Source organism: Streptomyces sp. NPDC025806, assembly GCF_055558275.1.
Genome location: NZ_JBVHMU010000014.1, coordinates 32,727 through 48,774, shown reverse-complemented (window position 1 = coordinate 48,774; position 16,048 = coordinate 32,727). Strand labels below are relative to the sequence as shown.

Annotated in this window: 11 protein-coding genes; 3 read left to right on the top strand and 8 right to left on the bottom strand. The window is 72.0% G+C overall.

The window, feature by feature from the left end:
* Positions 1–251: 251 nt before the first annotated feature.
* From ACZ4E1_RS28380 to ACZ4E1_RS28370, 3 genes are all read right to left on the bottom strand, one after another.
* Positions 252–1,196, bottom strand: a complete 945-nt coding sequence (locus ACZ4E1_RS28380; RefSeq protein ID WP_467544488.1) for a DUF3048 domain-containing protein — start codon at positions 1,194–1,196, stop codon at positions 252–254.
* A 29-nt stretch (positions 1,197–1,225) separates the two neighbouring features.
* Positions 1,226–2,992 (bottom strand): hydroxysqualene dehydroxylase, encoded by a 1,767-nt coding sequence (locus ACZ4E1_RS28375; RefSeq protein ID WP_467544485.1) that lies wholly within the window; start codon positions 2,990–2,992, stop codon positions 1,226–1,228.
* A gap of 140 nt (positions 2,993–3,132) precedes the next feature.
* Positions 3,133–4,194: an ATP-dependent DNA ligase gene (locus ACZ4E1_RS28370; RefSeq protein WP_467544481.1), complete on the bottom strand. Its 1,062-nt coding sequence runs from the start codon at positions 4,192–4,194 to the stop codon at positions 3,133–3,135.
* Positions 4,195–4,267: 73 nt separating this feature from the next.
* Here ACZ4E1_RS28370 and ligD point away from each other — a divergent pair, with 73 nt between their 5' ends.
* Positions 4,268–5,299 carry a non-homologous end-joining DNA ligase gene (gene ligD / locus ACZ4E1_RS28365; protein WP_467544478.1) on the top strand — a complete coding sequence of 344 codons (1,032 nt, stop codon included), beginning with the start codon at positions 4,268–4,270 and terminating at the stop codon, positions 5,297–5,299.
* Positions 5,300–5,331: 32 nt separating this feature from the next.
* Here the strand turns inward: ligD and ACZ4E1_RS28360 are convergent, their stop codons facing one another.
* Entirely contained in the window at positions 5,332–7,545 is a 2,214-nt protein-coding gene (locus ACZ4E1_RS28360; protein ID WP_467544475.1) for an OmpL47-type beta-barrel domain-containing protein, read from the bottom strand.
* A gap of 2 nt (positions 7,546–7,547) precedes the next feature.
* Positions 7,548–10,073, bottom strand: a complete 2,526-nt coding sequence (locus ACZ4E1_RS28355) for a ThuA domain-containing protein (RefSeq protein WP_467544472.1) — start codon at positions 10,071–10,073, stop codon at positions 7,548–7,550.
* 269 nt (positions 10,074–10,342) lie between these two features.
* Between ACZ4E1_RS28355 and ACZ4E1_RS28350 the strand changes: the two genes are divergently transcribed.
* Complete coding sequence (locus ACZ4E1_RS28350; RefSeq protein ID WP_467544787.1) at positions 10,343–11,287, top strand: multicopper oxidase domain-containing protein; 945 nt, start codon at positions 10,343–10,345, stop codon at positions 11,285–11,287.
* 21 nt (positions 11,288–11,308) lie between these two features.
* Here ACZ4E1_RS28350 and ACZ4E1_RS28345 read toward each other — a convergent pair whose 3' ends face one another.
* Together ACZ4E1_RS28345 and ACZ4E1_RS28340 are read right to left on the bottom strand one after the other, a co-directional pair.
* The gene (locus tag ACZ4E1_RS28345; RefSeq protein WP_467544468.1) at positions 11,309–12,934 is read right to left on the bottom strand and encodes an amidohydrolase; all 1,626 of its coding nucleotides are present in this window, start codon (positions 12,932–12,934) and stop codon (positions 11,309–11,311) included.
* 66 nt (positions 12,935–13,000) lie between these two features.
* Entirely contained in the window at positions 13,001–13,531 is a 531-nt protein-coding gene (locus tag ACZ4E1_RS28340; protein ID WP_467544465.1) for a TetR/AcrR family transcriptional regulator, read from the bottom strand.
* Between the two features lie 178 nt (positions 13,532–13,709).
* Between ACZ4E1_RS28340 and ACZ4E1_RS28335 the strand changes: the two genes are divergently transcribed.
* The gene (locus tag ACZ4E1_RS28335; protein WP_467544461.1) at positions 13,710–15,149 is read left to right on the top strand and encodes a purine-cytosine permease family protein; all 1,440 of its coding nucleotides are present in this window, start codon (positions 13,710–13,712) and stop codon (positions 15,147–15,149) included.
* A 3-nt stretch (positions 15,150–15,152) separates the two neighbouring features.
* Here ACZ4E1_RS28335 and ACZ4E1_RS28330 read toward each other — a convergent pair whose 3' ends face one another.
* Positions 15,153–16,046: a hypothetical protein gene (locus ACZ4E1_RS28330; protein ID WP_467544458.1), complete on the bottom strand. Its 894-nt coding sequence runs from the start codon at positions 16,044–16,046 to the stop codon at positions 15,153–15,155.
* Positions 16,047–16,048 lie beyond the last annotated feature (2 nt).

Sequence of the window (16,048 nt, the reverse complement as noted above, 5' to 3'; positions counted from 1 at the left end):
GCCCTGCCCAGTGCGTCACCGCCGTAGGGGCCGAGGCCCGTCGTCGGGTGTCGCGCCGTCGTGGTTGCTCGCGCAGTTCCCCGCGCCCCTGAAGACGCACTCCGTGCGCCCCCAGGGCCGCCGGTCGCGCCCCGCGACGGAGTCGCTGACGGGGTACAGCCCCGTGCCCCGCGACGGAGTCGCTGATCCTCGCCCGAGCGGTCCCGCCTCAATGTCTGATCAATCCCGCCCCGCACCTCTCGGTGCCCGGTTCAGCCCCGCCCCCCGCCCCCGCCGGGAGCCTGGGCCAGGAGGACCCATACCGGGCCCTTTGCGAAGGGGAGGGTGAAGTGGGTGGGGGAGGTGGGGGTCGGGCGGGTCCAGTGGGAGGGGTAGGCGCGGGCGTCGCGGAGGACCTCCGCCCGGCCGGAGCCGACCGTGCGGGACACCGGGGAGGTGTTGCCGAGCTTGTCGTGGAGGCGGGAGTCGTGGATGTCCACGTACTGGACGACGACCGTGGCCGCCGTGAGACGGCTGCCGGACGGCGTGGTCGCCGGGCGGCCGTCCATCGACACCAGCCAGCGATGCTGCCGCCCGGACCAGGTGAAGTCGAAGCGGGCCGCCGGGAAGCGCACCGTGCGGTGCGACAGCGGGCTACCGCCCCCGGGGGCCCGCGACGCGAAGGTGAACCCGGCGAGCGTGCCCGCATTCGTGCCGGACACCGGGTGGTTCAGTTTCCCCGGCCGCAGGTAGAGATTGCGCGGTGCGGGACGGTCGGCGCCGCGGTAGAAGGCGCCGGGCGCCGAGTCCGGCGTCACCGCGCGCAGCGGCGCCGCCGCGATGGCCGGCAGCAGCGCCCGCTGCGCACCCGAGAACGCGAGCGTCGGCCGCGAGAACTGCCCCAGCAGTTCGAGATCGGTCTCGCGGGCGCTGCGCACCGGCCCGACGACCCCGGGCGCCCGGGTCCCGTACACCGCCATGAGCCGGCTCAGCCCGCCCTCGACCCGCTCCGCGTACACCACGTCCGCGCGGTCGAGCCCGGTCTGCGGACGCGCCGCCCCCAAGTTGTCGATCTTGACGGCGAGCACGGAGGCGCCGCCCTGCGTCGGCCCCGACGAGTCGCCTCCGTCGGGCGGCGTCCCGCCGGGGGTGCAGGCCGCGAGCAGCGCCGCGAGCAGTCCCGCCACGAGGGCGACGCGTCTGCGCCTTGCGTCCACGCCCGGCTCATACCCGCTGGAGGGGTCCGTCACCCCAGGTCGAGGGCGTTGCGCAGGCCCAGCCGGTAGCGGGTGCGGTCGTGCCGCTTGAGGAGTTCGAGCGCGGGCTCGCGGTGCAGGGCCCGGACGGTGCAGCGGGCGGCGGCGGAGCCGGTCCGGTCGAGGAGCGCGTTCACGGCGAGCCGCGCGGACGTGTTGGCGCCCTCCATCGTCGCGAGGTCGATGGGTACGGCGATGTAGTCGCCCGCGAGGTACAGGTTCGGGATCGCGGTGCGGGCCGACGGGCGGTGGTGGAAGGTGCCGGTGGGGTGGATGAGGAGCTGGTCCACGTTGGTGGGGTTCGGGGTGCCGAGGCCGTCGACGCCCGGGTCGAGGAACCAGGCGTGCAGGGTGCTGTCCTTCAGCGGGGTGCGGCCCGTGTCGTTCAGCGCGGCCTTGAGCTGCGCCCACACCTCCTTGGCGACCTCCTCCCGCGTGCACTGCTTGGCCGTCTTCCCGTACAGGATCCCCGGCCGGTCCCACTCCGAGATGTCCACGGAGAGACAGTCGACGGCGACCCCGTCCCCGTAGTCCGCCGGGAAGTCGCGGTCCGGCCAGTGCCGGGCCTGTGCGATCGCCGTCAACGACCAAGGGGAGTCGATGCAGTTGAGGTGCCCGTCGAGCAGGTCGGGCCGCTCGGTCAGATAGAACTGGATGCCCGTCATCCAGTCCGTCTCCAGCAGGTCGCAGGCCGCCAACTGCGGGTCCGCCGCCTTGAGTCGAGCGCCCCAGGTGGCCCGCGCGTGCTCCACCGGCATCGCCTGCACGTAGTGGTCGGCGGTCACGTCACGCCGTACTCCGTCCGGGTCCTCGACGACCGCCTTGGCGATCCGGCCGTCCTCGTAGGCGAGTTCGCGTACGGTCCAGCCGATGCGGAACTCGACGCCGAGCGAGCGCAGATGCTTCTCCCAGGGGTCGATCCACGCCTCGTTCGTCGGGGCGTCGAGGATCCGGTCGAGGGGGCCGTCCGCGCCCCGCCCCAGCGCGTTGAACGCGAACGCCTCCAGGAGCGTGGCCACCGTGCGGGTGCTCGCCTCCTCGGCCTTGGTCGCCACGATGTTCCGGGTCACACCGACCGCGAGGATGCGCTGGTAGTCCTTCGACATCTGGCCGGCCCGGGTGAAGTTCCACCACGGGGTGCGCTCCCACTGGTCGTCGCGGCGTTCGTCGCAGCTGGTCAGGAAGACCAGGATGCGGTTCACGAAGTACGCGGTCTCGGTCAGCGGGAGGTTCACGGCGGTGTCGAGCACCGCGGTCAGCGCGCGCCGGATGTCGTCCAGGTCCAGCTCGGCCGGCTGGTGTCCGGGCCAGGGGAGCGGCAGCCGGATGTCCTCGCGGCCGGTGCGGGCGAACATCATCTCGGGCGGGGCGACGAGGTTGTCCCAGACGCCGTTCGCGTTGCCGGGGAACGGGATGCGGCGCATCGTGTCCGGCAGGTTGTGATAGATCCCGGGGATGAACCGGAAGCCGTGTTCGCCCGGCAGTGCTCTGCGCGTCCCCTTCGCGCTGTCCGGCACGTCCATGCTGCGGGCCTTGCCGCCCAGCGCCCGGCGCTCGTACACCGTCACCGCGAACCCGCGCTCGGCCAGCTCGTGCGCGGCGGTCAGCCCCGCGACCCCGCCGCCGAGCACCGCCACCGTACCGCCCGGCCCGCCGTCCGGCTCCGCCGCCCTCGCCGGGGCCGCCACCCCCGAGAGCGCGAACCCCGCGGCTGCCACCCCCGTCCCCGCCATGAACCCACGCCGTGTCGCCGCCATGCCCGCGTCCCCCTCGTCGCCCCGGGCTTACCGGCGGTAAGCCTCGACGGGCGCAGGAGCATAAGGGTGTCCCCCGGGACCCGGAAGACCCGTGCGTGACAGGAGTCGGGGGTTGGCCGAAAACCGCGAGCCCCCGGGACTCAGCGCAGGACGTCCGCCAGGTCGAACGACATCGGCTCGTCCAACTGCGCGTACGTGCAGCTCTCCGGGGTGCGGTCCGGACGCCAGCGACGGAAGCGGGCCGTGTGCCTAAAGCGCGCTCCGTTCTCCATGTGCTCGTACGCCACCTCGGCCACCCGCTCCGGGCGCAGCGGCACCCACGACAGGTCCTTCTTACCGGTCCAGCGGCTGGTCGCCCCCGGCATCCGGGACTTCTCCTGCGCCGCCGTGTCGGCCCACGCCGCCCACGGATGCCCGTCCGCCGCGTCCATCCGCAGCGGCTCCAGCTCCGCGATCAGCTCGGTGCGGCGCTTCATCGTGAACGCCGCGCACACCCCGACGTGCTGCAGCGTGCCCGCGTCGTCGTACAGGCCGAGCAGCAGCGAGCCGACGACCGGGCCGCTCTTGTGGAAGCGGTACCCGGCGACCACGCAGTCCGCCGTCCGCTCGTGCTTGACCTTGATCATGAGCCGCTCGTCCTGCCGGTACCGCAGATCCAGCGGCTTCGCCACGACCCCGTCCAGACCCGCGCCCTCGTACTGCTCGAACCAGCGCTGCGCCAGCTCCGCGTCGGTCGTCGCCGGCGCCAGATGCACCGGCGCGTCCGCCCCCGCGAGCGCCTCCTCCAGGCGCGCCCGGCGCTCGCTCAGCGGCGCGTCCACCAGGGACTCGTCCCCGAGCGCGAGCACGTCGAAGGCCACGAACGACGCCGGTGTGCGCTCCGCGAGCGTCCGCACCCGGGACTCCGCCGGGTGGATCCGCTCGGTCAGCGCGTCGAAGTCGAGCCGCCCGTCCCGCGCGATGACGATCTCCCCGTCGAGCACGCACCGCTCGGGCAGCCGCTCCGCGAGCGCCGCCACCAGCTCGGGAAAGTACCTGGTCAGCGACTTGGTGGTGCGGCTGGTGACCTCGATCTCGGGGCCGTCGCGGAACGCGATCGCGCGGAAGCCGTCCCACTTCGCCTCGTAGTGCATCCCCGCCGGGATCCGCGCGGCGGACTTCGCGAGCATCGGGCGGACCGGCGGCATGACGGGAAGATCCATGCCCCGATTCTGTCCCGTACGGGCGGAAGACGCCCGGTGTGCGGGGTTCGTCCGTTGGGCCTAGCGTGGGCGCATGGGCAGCAAGGGTGACGCGGTCGAGCTGGAGGCGGGCGGACGGGCGGTGCGTCTGTCGAGCCCCGACAAGATCTACTTCCCCGACGGCGGAGCGACGGGCTACACGAAGCTCGACGTCGCGAACTACTTCCTCGCCGTCGGCGACGGCATCCTGCGCGCCCTGCGCGATCGCCCCACCACCCTGGAGCGCTACCCGGAGGGTCTGACCGGCGAGCACTTCTACCAGAAGCGCGCGCCCAAGAACATGCCCGACTGGATCCCCACCGCCACCATCACCTTCCCCTCGGGCCGCACCGCCGACGAGATGTGCCCCACCGAACAGGCCGCCGTCCTGTGGGCCGCCCAGTACGGCACGCTCACCTTCCACCCCTGGCCCGTGCGCCGTGACCACCCCGACCACCCCGACGAACTGCGCATCGACCTCGACCCGCAGCCCGGCACCGAGTACGGCGACGCCGTGCACGCCGCCCGCGAACTGCGCGCCGTGCTCCACGACTTCGGCGGGCTGCGCGGCTGGCCCAAGACCTCCGGCGGACGCGGCCTGCACGTGTTCGTGCCCATCGAGCCGCGCTGGACCTTCGTCGAGGTGCGGCGCGCCGCCATCGCCTGTGGTCGGGAGCTGGAGCGCCGGATGCCGGACCACGTCACCACCGCCTGGTGGAAGGAGGAGCGCGGCGAGCGGATCTTCGTCGATTTCAATCAGACGGCCCGTGACCGCACCATCGCCTCCGCCTACTCGATCCGGGCCCGCCCCAACGCCCCCGTCTCCGCCCCGCTGACCTGGGACGAGGTGGGTGACGCGCTGCCCCGCGACTTCGACATCATGACGATGCCCAAGCGGTACGCCGAGGTCGGCGACGTGCACGCCCGCATGGACGAGGAGCGGTACTCCCTGGAGGCTCTGCTCGAACTCGCCGACCGGGACGAGAAGGACCGCGGTTTCGGCGACCTGCCGTACCCGCCCGAGTACCCGAAGATGCCGGGCGAGCCCAAGCGCGTACAGCCGAGCCGGGCCAGACACGAGGACTGACCCGGCTCGAACTCACCCGAAACGGACGGGACTCACAGCTCCTTGATCCGGATGTCGCGGTACGAGATGACGTCCGTCGTGCTGTGCACCTGGAGCCCGAGATAGCCGGAGGCGTAGCGCCGGCCGTCGGTGCCCGGGTCGTCCGAGCGCGGCGGCTCGAAGACCTGACCACCCGTGTTGTCGAACTCGTTGATCAGCACACCGTTGCGGTACACCGAGTAGTGCTGGTCCACCACCTTGATCTCGTAGTCGTTCCACGTGCCCTTCTGCGTGACGCCCGCGCCCGCGAGCCCCACCCGGTCGAACCCGTAGACCGAACCGGTCTTGTACATGTCGCCGTCCGGCCGGTCGAGCACCTGGAGTTCGTGCCCGTACTTGATGGCGACCCACTCCGGTCGCGTCTCCTCGGGGTGGTCGTGCACCCACGGGAAGCGGACGAAGACCCCGCCGTTGGCGTTGCCGGTGCCCGGGGCGTCGTCGCGCCACTGGAGCTTCAGCGAGAAGTCGCCGTACTTGCGCTCCGGGAACCACAGCATGCCCATGCCTTGGACGTCGGTGCGGCTGGTGATCGAGCCGTCCGCGTTGAGCGCGAACTTCCCGCCGCCGACCTGCTCCCAGCGCGCGAAGGACTCCTCGGTGCCGTCGAGGATCTTCCGGTAGCCCTCGGTCTGCCCGGGCTTGCCGATCCCGGACTGCTTCGCCGCGCGGTTGATCCGGTTGTACTCGCGCTGGTCGATGACGCCCTGCTCGAGGAGCCCGTCGGTGACCGTCTTCACGTGCTTGAGGAAGAGGGCCTGCGACGTCCACTCCTTCTCGTCCTCGATCAACTCGTTGATCCGGCACCGGTTCTCGGTGACGCGGTTCGGCACACCCGTGTCGACCGTGCCGACGAACACCGTGGCACGCTCGTCGTACTCCGGGCAGTTCGGCGCCGGCACTCCGCCGCCCGAGGCGACCGCGAAGGCGAAGGTCTGCGCCGGCGACGCGTTCCCCGCCTTGTCGCTCGCCCGGTACGCCACCGAGTGGGCGCCGACCCGGTCCACGACCACGGGCTGGGTGTAGGCGAGATAGGGACCGCCGTCCAGCGAGTACTCGACCGTGGCGACGCCCGAGCCGTCGTCCGTGGCCGTCAGCGTCAGCTTCGCGTCGCCGATGTACGCGCCGTCGGAGTTCTTCTCGCCCGCGACCGACAGTGCCACCGTCGGCGGCGTCGTGTCCTCGGCCGGCGGCGCGACGACCTCGAAGGTGACGGACTTCTCGGCCGCCTGGTTGCCGGCCTTGTCCGCCGCCCGGTAGCGCACCGTGTGCTCGCCCGGCTCGTGGACCATGACGGGCGCGGTGTACGGCTGCCAGGCGCCGTCGGCGCCGAGCGCGTACTCCACCGCGTTGACCCCGGAGCCGGTGTCCGACGCCGAGACCGTCACCGTGGCCATGCCGACGTACGCACCGCTCGCGTCCTTCTCACCCGTGACCGTCGCCGACGTCTCCGGCGGTGTCGAGTCGTCGGTCGGCGGCGCGACCACGGTGAAGGTGAGCGACTTCTCCTCGGCCGCGTTGCCCGCCTTGTCGGTCGCCTTGTACTTCAGGGTGTGCGCACCGACCTGGTTCACGACGACCGGCGCCGTGTAGGGCGTGTACGCGCCGCCGTCGAGGGCGTACTCGATCCGGTCCACGCCCGACCCGGCGTCGGTCGCGGACACGGTCACCGCGGCGGAGCCGACGAACGCGCCGTCCGCGTTCGTCTGCCCCTCCGCCTTCGCGGAGGTCTCCGGCGCGGTGGTGTCGTCACCGCCCCCGCCGTCCGTCACCACGAGGATGCCCTGCATGCTGCTGTGGCCCGGGATCGTGCAGTGGTAGCGGTAGCGCCCGGGGGAGAGCGTGACCTCGACGGTGTGCTTGCCGCCCTGGTCGTCGTTCGGGTTCGCCAGGATGTTCAGCGGCACGTCGTTGTTGTACTCGGGGTCCGACACGTCGAAGGTCAGCGTGTGCGGCATGCCCGTCGTGTTGCCGGTCGCCGCGCTGTTCTCGAACACGATCGTCGCCTTGCCCGCGACCGCCGTCGTGGGCGCGGACCCGTACTTGGTGATGTCGTCGCCCGCCGTCCAGGTCAACACCTGCTCGGCCGCGGCCTGTCGAGTGTCGTCCGGCCGTCCGTACGCCGTCGACGTCGTGCCGACGAGCCCGAGGCACATCAGCAGGGCGGCACACAGCGCCGTCCACAGTCTTCGCCTGCGCCGATCCGTCATCGTCACTCTCCCTTCCTGGCCAGCTGATCGGCCGCCGGGGTCGCCGCGCCGCCCGTGTACGTGACCTTCCACAACGCCGACTTGCCGTCGGAGGTGAAGAAGCCCCGCCCGTAGTCGAGGACGTACAGCGCGCCGTCGGGACCGAACTTCCAGTCCATGAGGTTCTTGATGCCGTCGTTGCCGATCGGCACGATCTTCTTCAGCGACTCGGCGTGCACCGGCACGGAGCCCTCGCCGTGCGTCCTCGGATCGGTCAGCACCGCGTGCCGCGGCTGGTCGGAGTCGTAGAAGTCACCGATGAACCACTTGCCGTCCCAGTAGCTCGGCCACTTGTCCGTGTTCGGCACCGCGGCGTCGTAGCGGTACACGGGCCCGTCCATCGCGGCCTGCCCGCCGCCCTTGAGCCACGGCAGCAGATAGGTCGCCTCCTCCTTCTTGTACGAGGGGACACCGTTCGCGTCGCGCGGATAGTCGGGGGCGCCGCCCTGCGGGGAGTACCAGACGTTGTTCCCGGTGACCGGCGGCAGGTTGACGAGCCCGTCGTTGTTCGGCGACTCGTTCTTCGGGTGGTCGCAGTCGTACCAGCCCAGCGGCTTGCTCGGGTCGGGCAGGCCGCGGTCGCGGTAGGGCTGCTTGTTGCCCATGCAGTACGGCCAGCCGCGGTTGGACGCCTTGGTGATCACGGCGAACGTGTCGTACTTGGCCGGCCCCCAGGTCGTCGAGGGCTCACCGGCGTCCGGGCCGACCCAGCCCGCGTACAGCGTGTCGGTCTTCTTGTCGACGGAGATCCGCGCGGGGTTCCTGACGCCCATCACATAGATCTCGCCGCGCGTCTTGCCGCCGCCCTCCGCGGTCTCCTTCCCGGTGAAGAGGTTCCCCTCGGGCAGCGTGTACGTGCCGTCGGGCTCCGGGTGGATGCGCAGGATCTTGCCGTTGAGGTTGTTGGTGTTTCCGGCGGTGCGGCGCGCGTCGGCGAACGAGACGCCCTTGTAGTTCGGCTCCGGGTTGTTGCCCGAGTAACCGCCGCTGAACCCGGAGGAGTTGTTGTCACCCGTCGCGATGTAGAGATTGCCCTTCGAGTCCCAGGCCATCCCGCCGCCCGCGTGGCAGCAACTGTGCACCTGCACGGGCCACTTGAGCAGTACCTTCTCACTGCTCAGGTCCAGCTGGTTCGTCGCGAGGTCCAGCGTGAAGCGCGAGACGCGTCGCTCGGCGATCTGCTTGTCGCGGTCGAGCTGCGAGTGCGGGGTGTAGTGCAGATACACCCACCCGTTCTCCTCGAACTTCGGATCGAGCTCGATGCCGAGCAGACCCTCCTCGACCTTGATGAGCTCGTCGCCGCCACCCTTGTTGCCGAAGACGGTCAACTCGCCCGCGAGCGTGACCTTCTTGGTCTTCGGGTCGTAGACGTGGACCTGCCCCTTGCCCTTGCCGATGTCCGGGTCGTTCCAGTCCGTGACCACCGGCTGCGAGGAGTCCCCGCCGCCGCGCCCGATGTACAGGACGCGCCCGTCGGGCGCCGTGACGAGCCCGTGCGGCTCGCCGATCTGGTCGCTCTGCCCCGGCTGGTTCGGCGCGGTCAGACGCTCGGCCTTGTAGTTGCCGTTGATCGCGGCCTTGCAGTCGGCCCGCACGATCCGCGACGTCCACAGCAGCGCGCCGCGCAGATGGTCGCGGAAGTCCACCTCGTCGTACGAGGCGACGGTCCCGCCCATCCCGGTGTAGAAGGAGCGTCCGCCGTCGTAGTCACGGCACCAGGACACCGGATGGTCGGCGCCGTTCGCACCCGCGCCCGGCTTGTACGTCGACTCGCGGACCCGGGCGACGGTGTGCACGTCGCCGGACGGGTTCTTCGCCCAGTTCAGCCACTGGTCGGGGCGCTTCCACTGCACCGGCAGGTCCTTCGTCGCCGGATGCTGCCGGTCGCCGACCTCGACGGTCGCGCGCTGCACGGCCGGGGGCGCGGAGGCGGCCGGACGGGCGCCGATCAGCCCGCCGAACCAGTCGGAGTACGGCTCGGCGCGGGCCGCGTCGTGGATGCCGACGAAACCGCCGCCCGCCTCCATGTAGCTCTCCAGGCCCGCCTCCTGGTCGGGGTCGAGGACGTCCCCGCCGCCGGTCAGGAAGACCACCGCGTTGAAGCGGCTCAGCCGGGCGGCGTCCGTGAAGACCGAGGCGTCGTCGCTCGCCACGACCTTGAAGCGCTGGGCGGTGGGCCCGGACAGGCCGATCTTCTCGATCGCCGCGATGCCCGCGTCGACCGTCGGCGACTCGTCGCCGGCCGCCGAACCGTAGAAGACCAGCACCCGGACATTCGCGCCGCCCGGCGGCGACTGAATGGACATCGTTGTCATACGCCCGTTGCCGGGATCCGTGTAGGCGCTCGCGGCGGGGCCGCTGAGCAGCCCCGCGGCCAGCGCCGTCCCGGCGATCCCGACGGCCCAGACCCGGCCGCGTCTGCCTCGTCTGCTTCTTCCCGCGCCGAACTCTCGTACGGGCAACGGCTTGTGATGCGGTAACCGCCGCATGTGCTCACCCACTCCCCATCGGACACAGCAACAGCGCCGTGAAAGCTAGACCTCTTTTCCCGGCGCGCCAAGAGCTATGACCGCACTGGCGCGAACTTTGTCCTGGGTGTGGATAAACGAAGATCAGGTGGCTACGGTGCCCCACGCGACGTGAAAGCCCGTACGAGGGTGGGGAGTTGTCCGTGACGGAACGCGACGAACCGAACCGCAGCACGGCTCATCAGGAGCACCGGGCCACCGAGGAGGACAGACGCGCACTCAGCCGCCGGATGCTGATCGGCGGCGCGGTGGCCGCCACGGCCGGGGTGACATCGTTGTCCCTCGCGGCGGCGGCCGCACCCGCGGCCGGCGCCGACACTCCGCCGCTCACCGCGCCCGCGGGTGGCGAGGTGAGACGGATCACGATGTACGCCGAGAAACTCGCGGACGGTCAGCTCGGCTACGGCTTCGAGAAGGGCAAGGCGTCGATCCCGGGCCCGCTGATCGAGCTCAACGAGGGCGACACCCTGCACATCGAGTTCGAGAACCTCACGGACGCCGACGCGAGCCTGCACGTCCACGGGATGGACTACGAGATCTCCAGCGACGGCACGCGCATGAACCGCAGCCACGTCGAGCCCGGCGGCACCCGCACCTACACCTGGCGCACCCACGCCCCGGGCCGCCGCAAGGACGGCACCTGGCGGGCGGGTTCGGCCGGCTACTGGCACTACCACGACCACGTCGTGGGCACCGACCACGGCACGGGCGGCATCCGCAAAGGCCTGTACGGTCCGGTGATCGTGCGCCGCAAGGGCGACGTCCTGCCCGACCCCGGCAAGACCTTCACGATCGTCTTCAACGACATGACGATCAACAACAAGGCCGCCCACGAGGCCCCCACCTTCGAGGCGACCGCCGGCGACCGCGTCGAGATCGTGATGATCACGCACGGCGAGTACTACCACACGTTCCACCTGCACGGTCATCGCTGGGCGGACAACCGCACCGGCACGCTGACCGGCCCCGACGACCCCACCCAGGTCCTCGACAACAAGATCTGCGGCCCGGCCGACTCCTTCGGCTTCCAGTTCATCGCCGGGGAGGGCGTCGGCGCGGGCGCCTGGATGTACCACTGCCACGTCCAGAGCCACTCCGACATGGGCATGGCCGGCCTGTTCCTGGTCAGGAAGTCCGACGGCTCGATACCGGGGTACGACCCGCCGCATCACTGACGGCGGGCCCCGGCCGACGGCCTACAGATCGGCCGCCCGGTGCGTCACCCGACCGCCGACCACCGTCAACCGCACCGCCAGGTCCGGGAGTTCCCGGGCGTCGACCGCTGTCGGGTCCGCCGCGAAGACCGACAGGTCGCCGCGGAAGCCGGGGGCGATCCGGCCCGTGATCCGCTCCTCCCCGGCGGCGTACGCCGCGTTCAGGGTCATCGCGCGCAGCGCCTCGGCTCCCGTCAGGGCCTGGTCGGGGCCGTGCGGCGGGAGGGTCAGGTCGCGGGTCGGGCGGCGGTGGCGGGCGCCCGCGAGGACGCCGAGCGGGGGGTAGGGGGCGATCGGCCAGTCCGAGCCGAGCACCACGCGGGCCCCGGCGTCCCACAGGTCGCGGCAGCGCCAGGCCCGTCCCGCCCGCTCCTCGCCGAGCCGGCGCGACCAGTTGTCGGTGTGGTCGGCGCGCGTGAAGTCGCAGCAGTGCGTGGGCTGCATGGACGCGACCACGTCCAGCTCGGCGAAGCGGCTCACCGTGTCGTCCGGCACCGTCTCGATGTGCTCGACCCGGTGCCGTACGCCGCCGGGGGCCTCGGCGCGCGCCTTCGCGACGGAGTCGAGGACGTGGCGCACGGCCGCGTCCCCGATCGCGTGCGTCGCCGTCGGCACGCCCGCCCGGTGGAGTTCGGTGACGACGTGCGTGTAGTCGGCGGGGTCGGGCCAGAACGCGTGCGTGGACTCGCCGTGGCAGTCGGGCCGCTCCAGCCATGCGGTGCCGTTGTCCACGGTGCCGTCCATGAACAGCTTCACGCCCGCGGTGCGCCACAACTCGCCACCCGTGCCCTGGAGTTCGATCAGCTCGCGGAGCCGGTCGGCGTCGGCGCCCGGCTGGCACCAGGGGGCGAGCCGCAGCCGCAGCGGCAGTTCACCGGCCGCGTCGAGCTCGGCGAACAGGGCGGTGCTGTCCGCGTCGGCCTCCATCGCGTGGCCGCCGGTCAGGCCGGAGGCGGCCATGCCGCGGAGCACCCGCGCGAGCCGCTCGCGGCGCTCCGCGCGCGTGGGCTGCGGCGCGACGCGCATCACCAGCTCGCAGGCGGCGTCCTCCAGGAGCAGCCCGGTCGGCCGTCCGTCCGCGTCGCAGACGACCTCGGCCGCCTGGTCGAAGGTGCGGGGGCCGTCGACCCCGGCCCGGGCGAGGGCCTCCGCGCTCGCCAGCAGGGAGTGCCCGTCGAAGAGCTGAAGGAGCGCGGGCACGCCGTCCAGCACGGGGGCGAGCGCATCGGCGGCGACGGGCCGGTCGCCGAACACGTTGGGGTCCAGGCCCCAGGCGTGCAGCCAGGCGCCGGGCGCGAGGTGCCGCCGCTCCTCGGCGAGCGCGGCCCGCACCTCGGCGAGGTCCGTGCAGCGGGTCAGGTCCAGGCCCCGGGTGAGCTCGGCGCCGGAGGCCGGGTGGACGTGGCCGTCGACCAGGCCCGGGGTGACGACCGCGCCCTTGAGGTCGATCACGGTCGTGCCGGGGCCGACGAGCGAACGGATGGCGTGGTCGTCGCCGAGCGCGCTGATCGTGCCGTCGGGCCGTACGGCGAGCGCACTGTACGACAGGAAGCCGCCCGCGGCCGGGTCGAGCAGCCGGGCGGAGAGGAGGACGAGCTGCGGGTGCATGGTGCGGTGCTCCGGATCCGTGATCGGGGCGCCGTCCGTGCGGCGCCGTGCGGGGTGAGGTGCCGGTCAGTACGGGGCCAACGCGCCCTTTTCCAGGCCCAGTTCGTGCTCGGCGAGAGTGATCGCCATGCGGCGCACGGCCGGGGGCAGCACGTCGTGCTCGGCCCCGGCGTCGGCGCCGAGCCCGTCCAGGACGACGAGGATCATCTGGGCGGTCACCACCGGGTCGGGGGTGCGGAACGCGCCGCGCGCCACCCCGTCCGCGAGCAGCCCGGACAGCCGGTCGCGCCAGGCCGCCTCCTGCTCGGCGACGCGGGAGCTCAGCGCGGGCCGGTGGCGGCCGAGGTGCCGGGCGTTCACCCACAGCGCGCTGATGTCGTTCCACGCGGGCCCGCTCGTGAGGGCGAAGAACGCGGCGAGCCGCGCCGTGGGGTCCGTGTCCGGGGCGGCCGGTGGGATCAGCGCGTCCAGCTCGCCGCTCGCCGCGTCCCCGAAGGCCTCCGCGACCAGCTCCTCCGCCGAGGGGAAGTAGTGACTCACCAGCCCCGGGCGGACGTCGAGCTCCTCGCCGATCCGGCGCAGCGTGATGCTCTCCAAACCATCGGAAAGCGCAATCTCGGCGGCCTTCGCAACGATTTCCGCACGTCGTGCGGCCGGAGATTTTCGGATTCGTTTGCGCTCAACGCTTGACGGCATGCCGGGCACACTATTGAGTGTGCGACCAATAGGCAAGCGGTCGTGCGGCCGCCGTGCATCAGGACACCGGAGGCCCTCCATGGCGTCGACGCTCCCCAAGAAGACCCCGGAAACGGATCGCCCCACCACCCCGCCCCAGGACCGTCCCGCCGGACGCATCGAGGCCCACGGTATCGACCAGATCCCCGACTCCGAACGGCGCGGCCGGCCCCGCGACCTGTTCGCCGTCTGGGCGGCCACGAACGTGAACTACCTCAGCCTCGTCATGGGCGGCGCGCTGATCCTCATGGGTCTCACGCTCTGGCAGGCCCTCGCCGTCCTCTTCGTCGGCAACCTCTTCTGGATCCTGACCGGTCTGCTCGCCGTGTCGGGCCCCGCCGCCGGCGCCCCCAGCGAGGTGATCACCCGCGCGCTCTTCGGCGTCATCGGCAACCGCGTCAACAACGCGGTCACCGGCTGGCTCGTCTCGGTCTGCTACTTCGCCCTGAACCTGGCCGCCGCCGCGGTCGCCGCCTTCGCCCTCGTCGAGAAGGCGGGCATCCCGGCGACCACCCCCGTCAAGGTGGCCGTCGTCGTGGTCATCGCCGCGCTCACGCTGACCATCAGCGTCTACGGCCACGCCGTGATCATGCGGCTCTACGTCCCGATCACCCTCGTGCTCGGCGCCGCCTTCGCCGTCGTCGCCGTCGCCGTGTTCCGGCACGCCGACTACGCGTACGTGCCGGCCGAACCGCTGCACGGCGTCGACCTGTGGGCCGTCGCCGTCGCGGGCGTCACCCTCATCGCCTCCGGCCCGCTCTCGTACACCACCAGCGCCGACTTCTCCCGCTACCTGCCGCGCACGACGTCGAAGAAGGCCGTCCTCGGCTGGACCGCGCTCGGCGGTTTCCTGCCCAGCATGATCGTCTGCTCCCTCGGCGTGTTCGGCGCGACCGTCGTCGACATGAGCGACCCGCAGAGCGGCCTGGCGAAGATCCTTCCCGGCTGGTTCACCCCGGTCTTCCTGCTGGCCCTCGTGCTCGGCACCATCTCGATCAACGCCCTGACCGCGTACAGCGCGGGCCTCGCCCTCCAGGCCGTCGGCCTGCGCATCCGCCGCACCGTCAGCGTCCTGTTCGACGGCACCGCGGCCGTCGCCCTGACCCTGTACGGCCTGCTGATCTCGAACTTCCTCGACACCGTCAGCAACGTCCTCCAGCTGACCGTCGTCCTCCTCGGCCCCAGCGTGGCCGTCTACGCGACCGACATCGTCCTGCGCCGCAACCGCTACGACGGCGCTGCCCTCGGCGACGAGTCCCGGGGCGGCCCCTACTGGTTCCGCGGCGGCGTCAACTGGTCCGGCGCGAGCGCCCTCCTCCTCGGCGCCGTCGCCTCGGGACTCTGTGTCAACACCCTGTACACGGGCCCGCTCGCCACCGTCTTCGACGGCGTCGACCTCGCGCTCCCGGTCGGCATGGTCGTCGCGGGCCTCGCCTACTGGGTGCTGGCGCGCAAGGGGATCCGCGCCACCGCCGCCTGACCTCTACGACGCCGAGAGGTCGAACACCCACCACTCGGCGCACGGCGCCTCCTGCACGTAGAGGCGCGGCCCCCGGGCCACCACCCGGCGGCGCCCCTTCAGCGGGGCCCCGCCGGGCCCGGTCAGCCGGCCGGTCGTGACCGGCCGGACCTCGAGCCCGACGAGATCGCAGTCGACGAGCCGGTCGTGGTCGTCCCCGTACCCGCCGAGGAACGCGACGCGCGCGCCGTGCACGGCCAGGGCCCTGGCGGCACGGACCGGGTTCTTCCGGACGACGGGCGGGCGCCCCGGGCGGTTGAGGACCAGCTCGAAGTCCGTGTAGGCGCAGGACCACGCCTGCGTCCCCGCGACGTTCAAGGCGTACAGATCCGAGATGTGCCGCGTCCCGTCAGGCGGCTCGTACGCCCACGACGCCGCACCCGCCGCGCTCCACCGCCGCAGCCCGGCACGGCTCAACTCGTCGTCCCCGTACACGCCTTCGTCGAAGTACCCCACCCACAGGTCACCGGTCTCGTCCGCGAGGAGATGCTCGATCGCGTCCCCCACGTGAAAGGTGCGGATGACCTCTCCGAGCGCGTCGAAGACCTGCACCTGGTCGGAGTCGGTGCGCCGGGCCCGGGCACTCGCCACGACGAAGCCGCCCTCGGGCAGCGCGTCGAACCGCGGGTGCCGCGCCCCCACGCCCCGCAGCGTCGTCTCGCGCGACGTGCCGTCCGGGGCGACCGAGACGACCAGCGCGTCGTACGGCACCCGCGCGCGCCGGTCCGCGAGCAGCCAGTGCGCGTGCCCGGCCGCGTCCACCGTCGAGGCCCGCACCAGCCGGGTGCGGATGCGCGCCGGTATCCGCGCGTAGGGACGCAGAGCGTGGTCCGGCGTCCGGGGAGTGAACTCCTGCATGG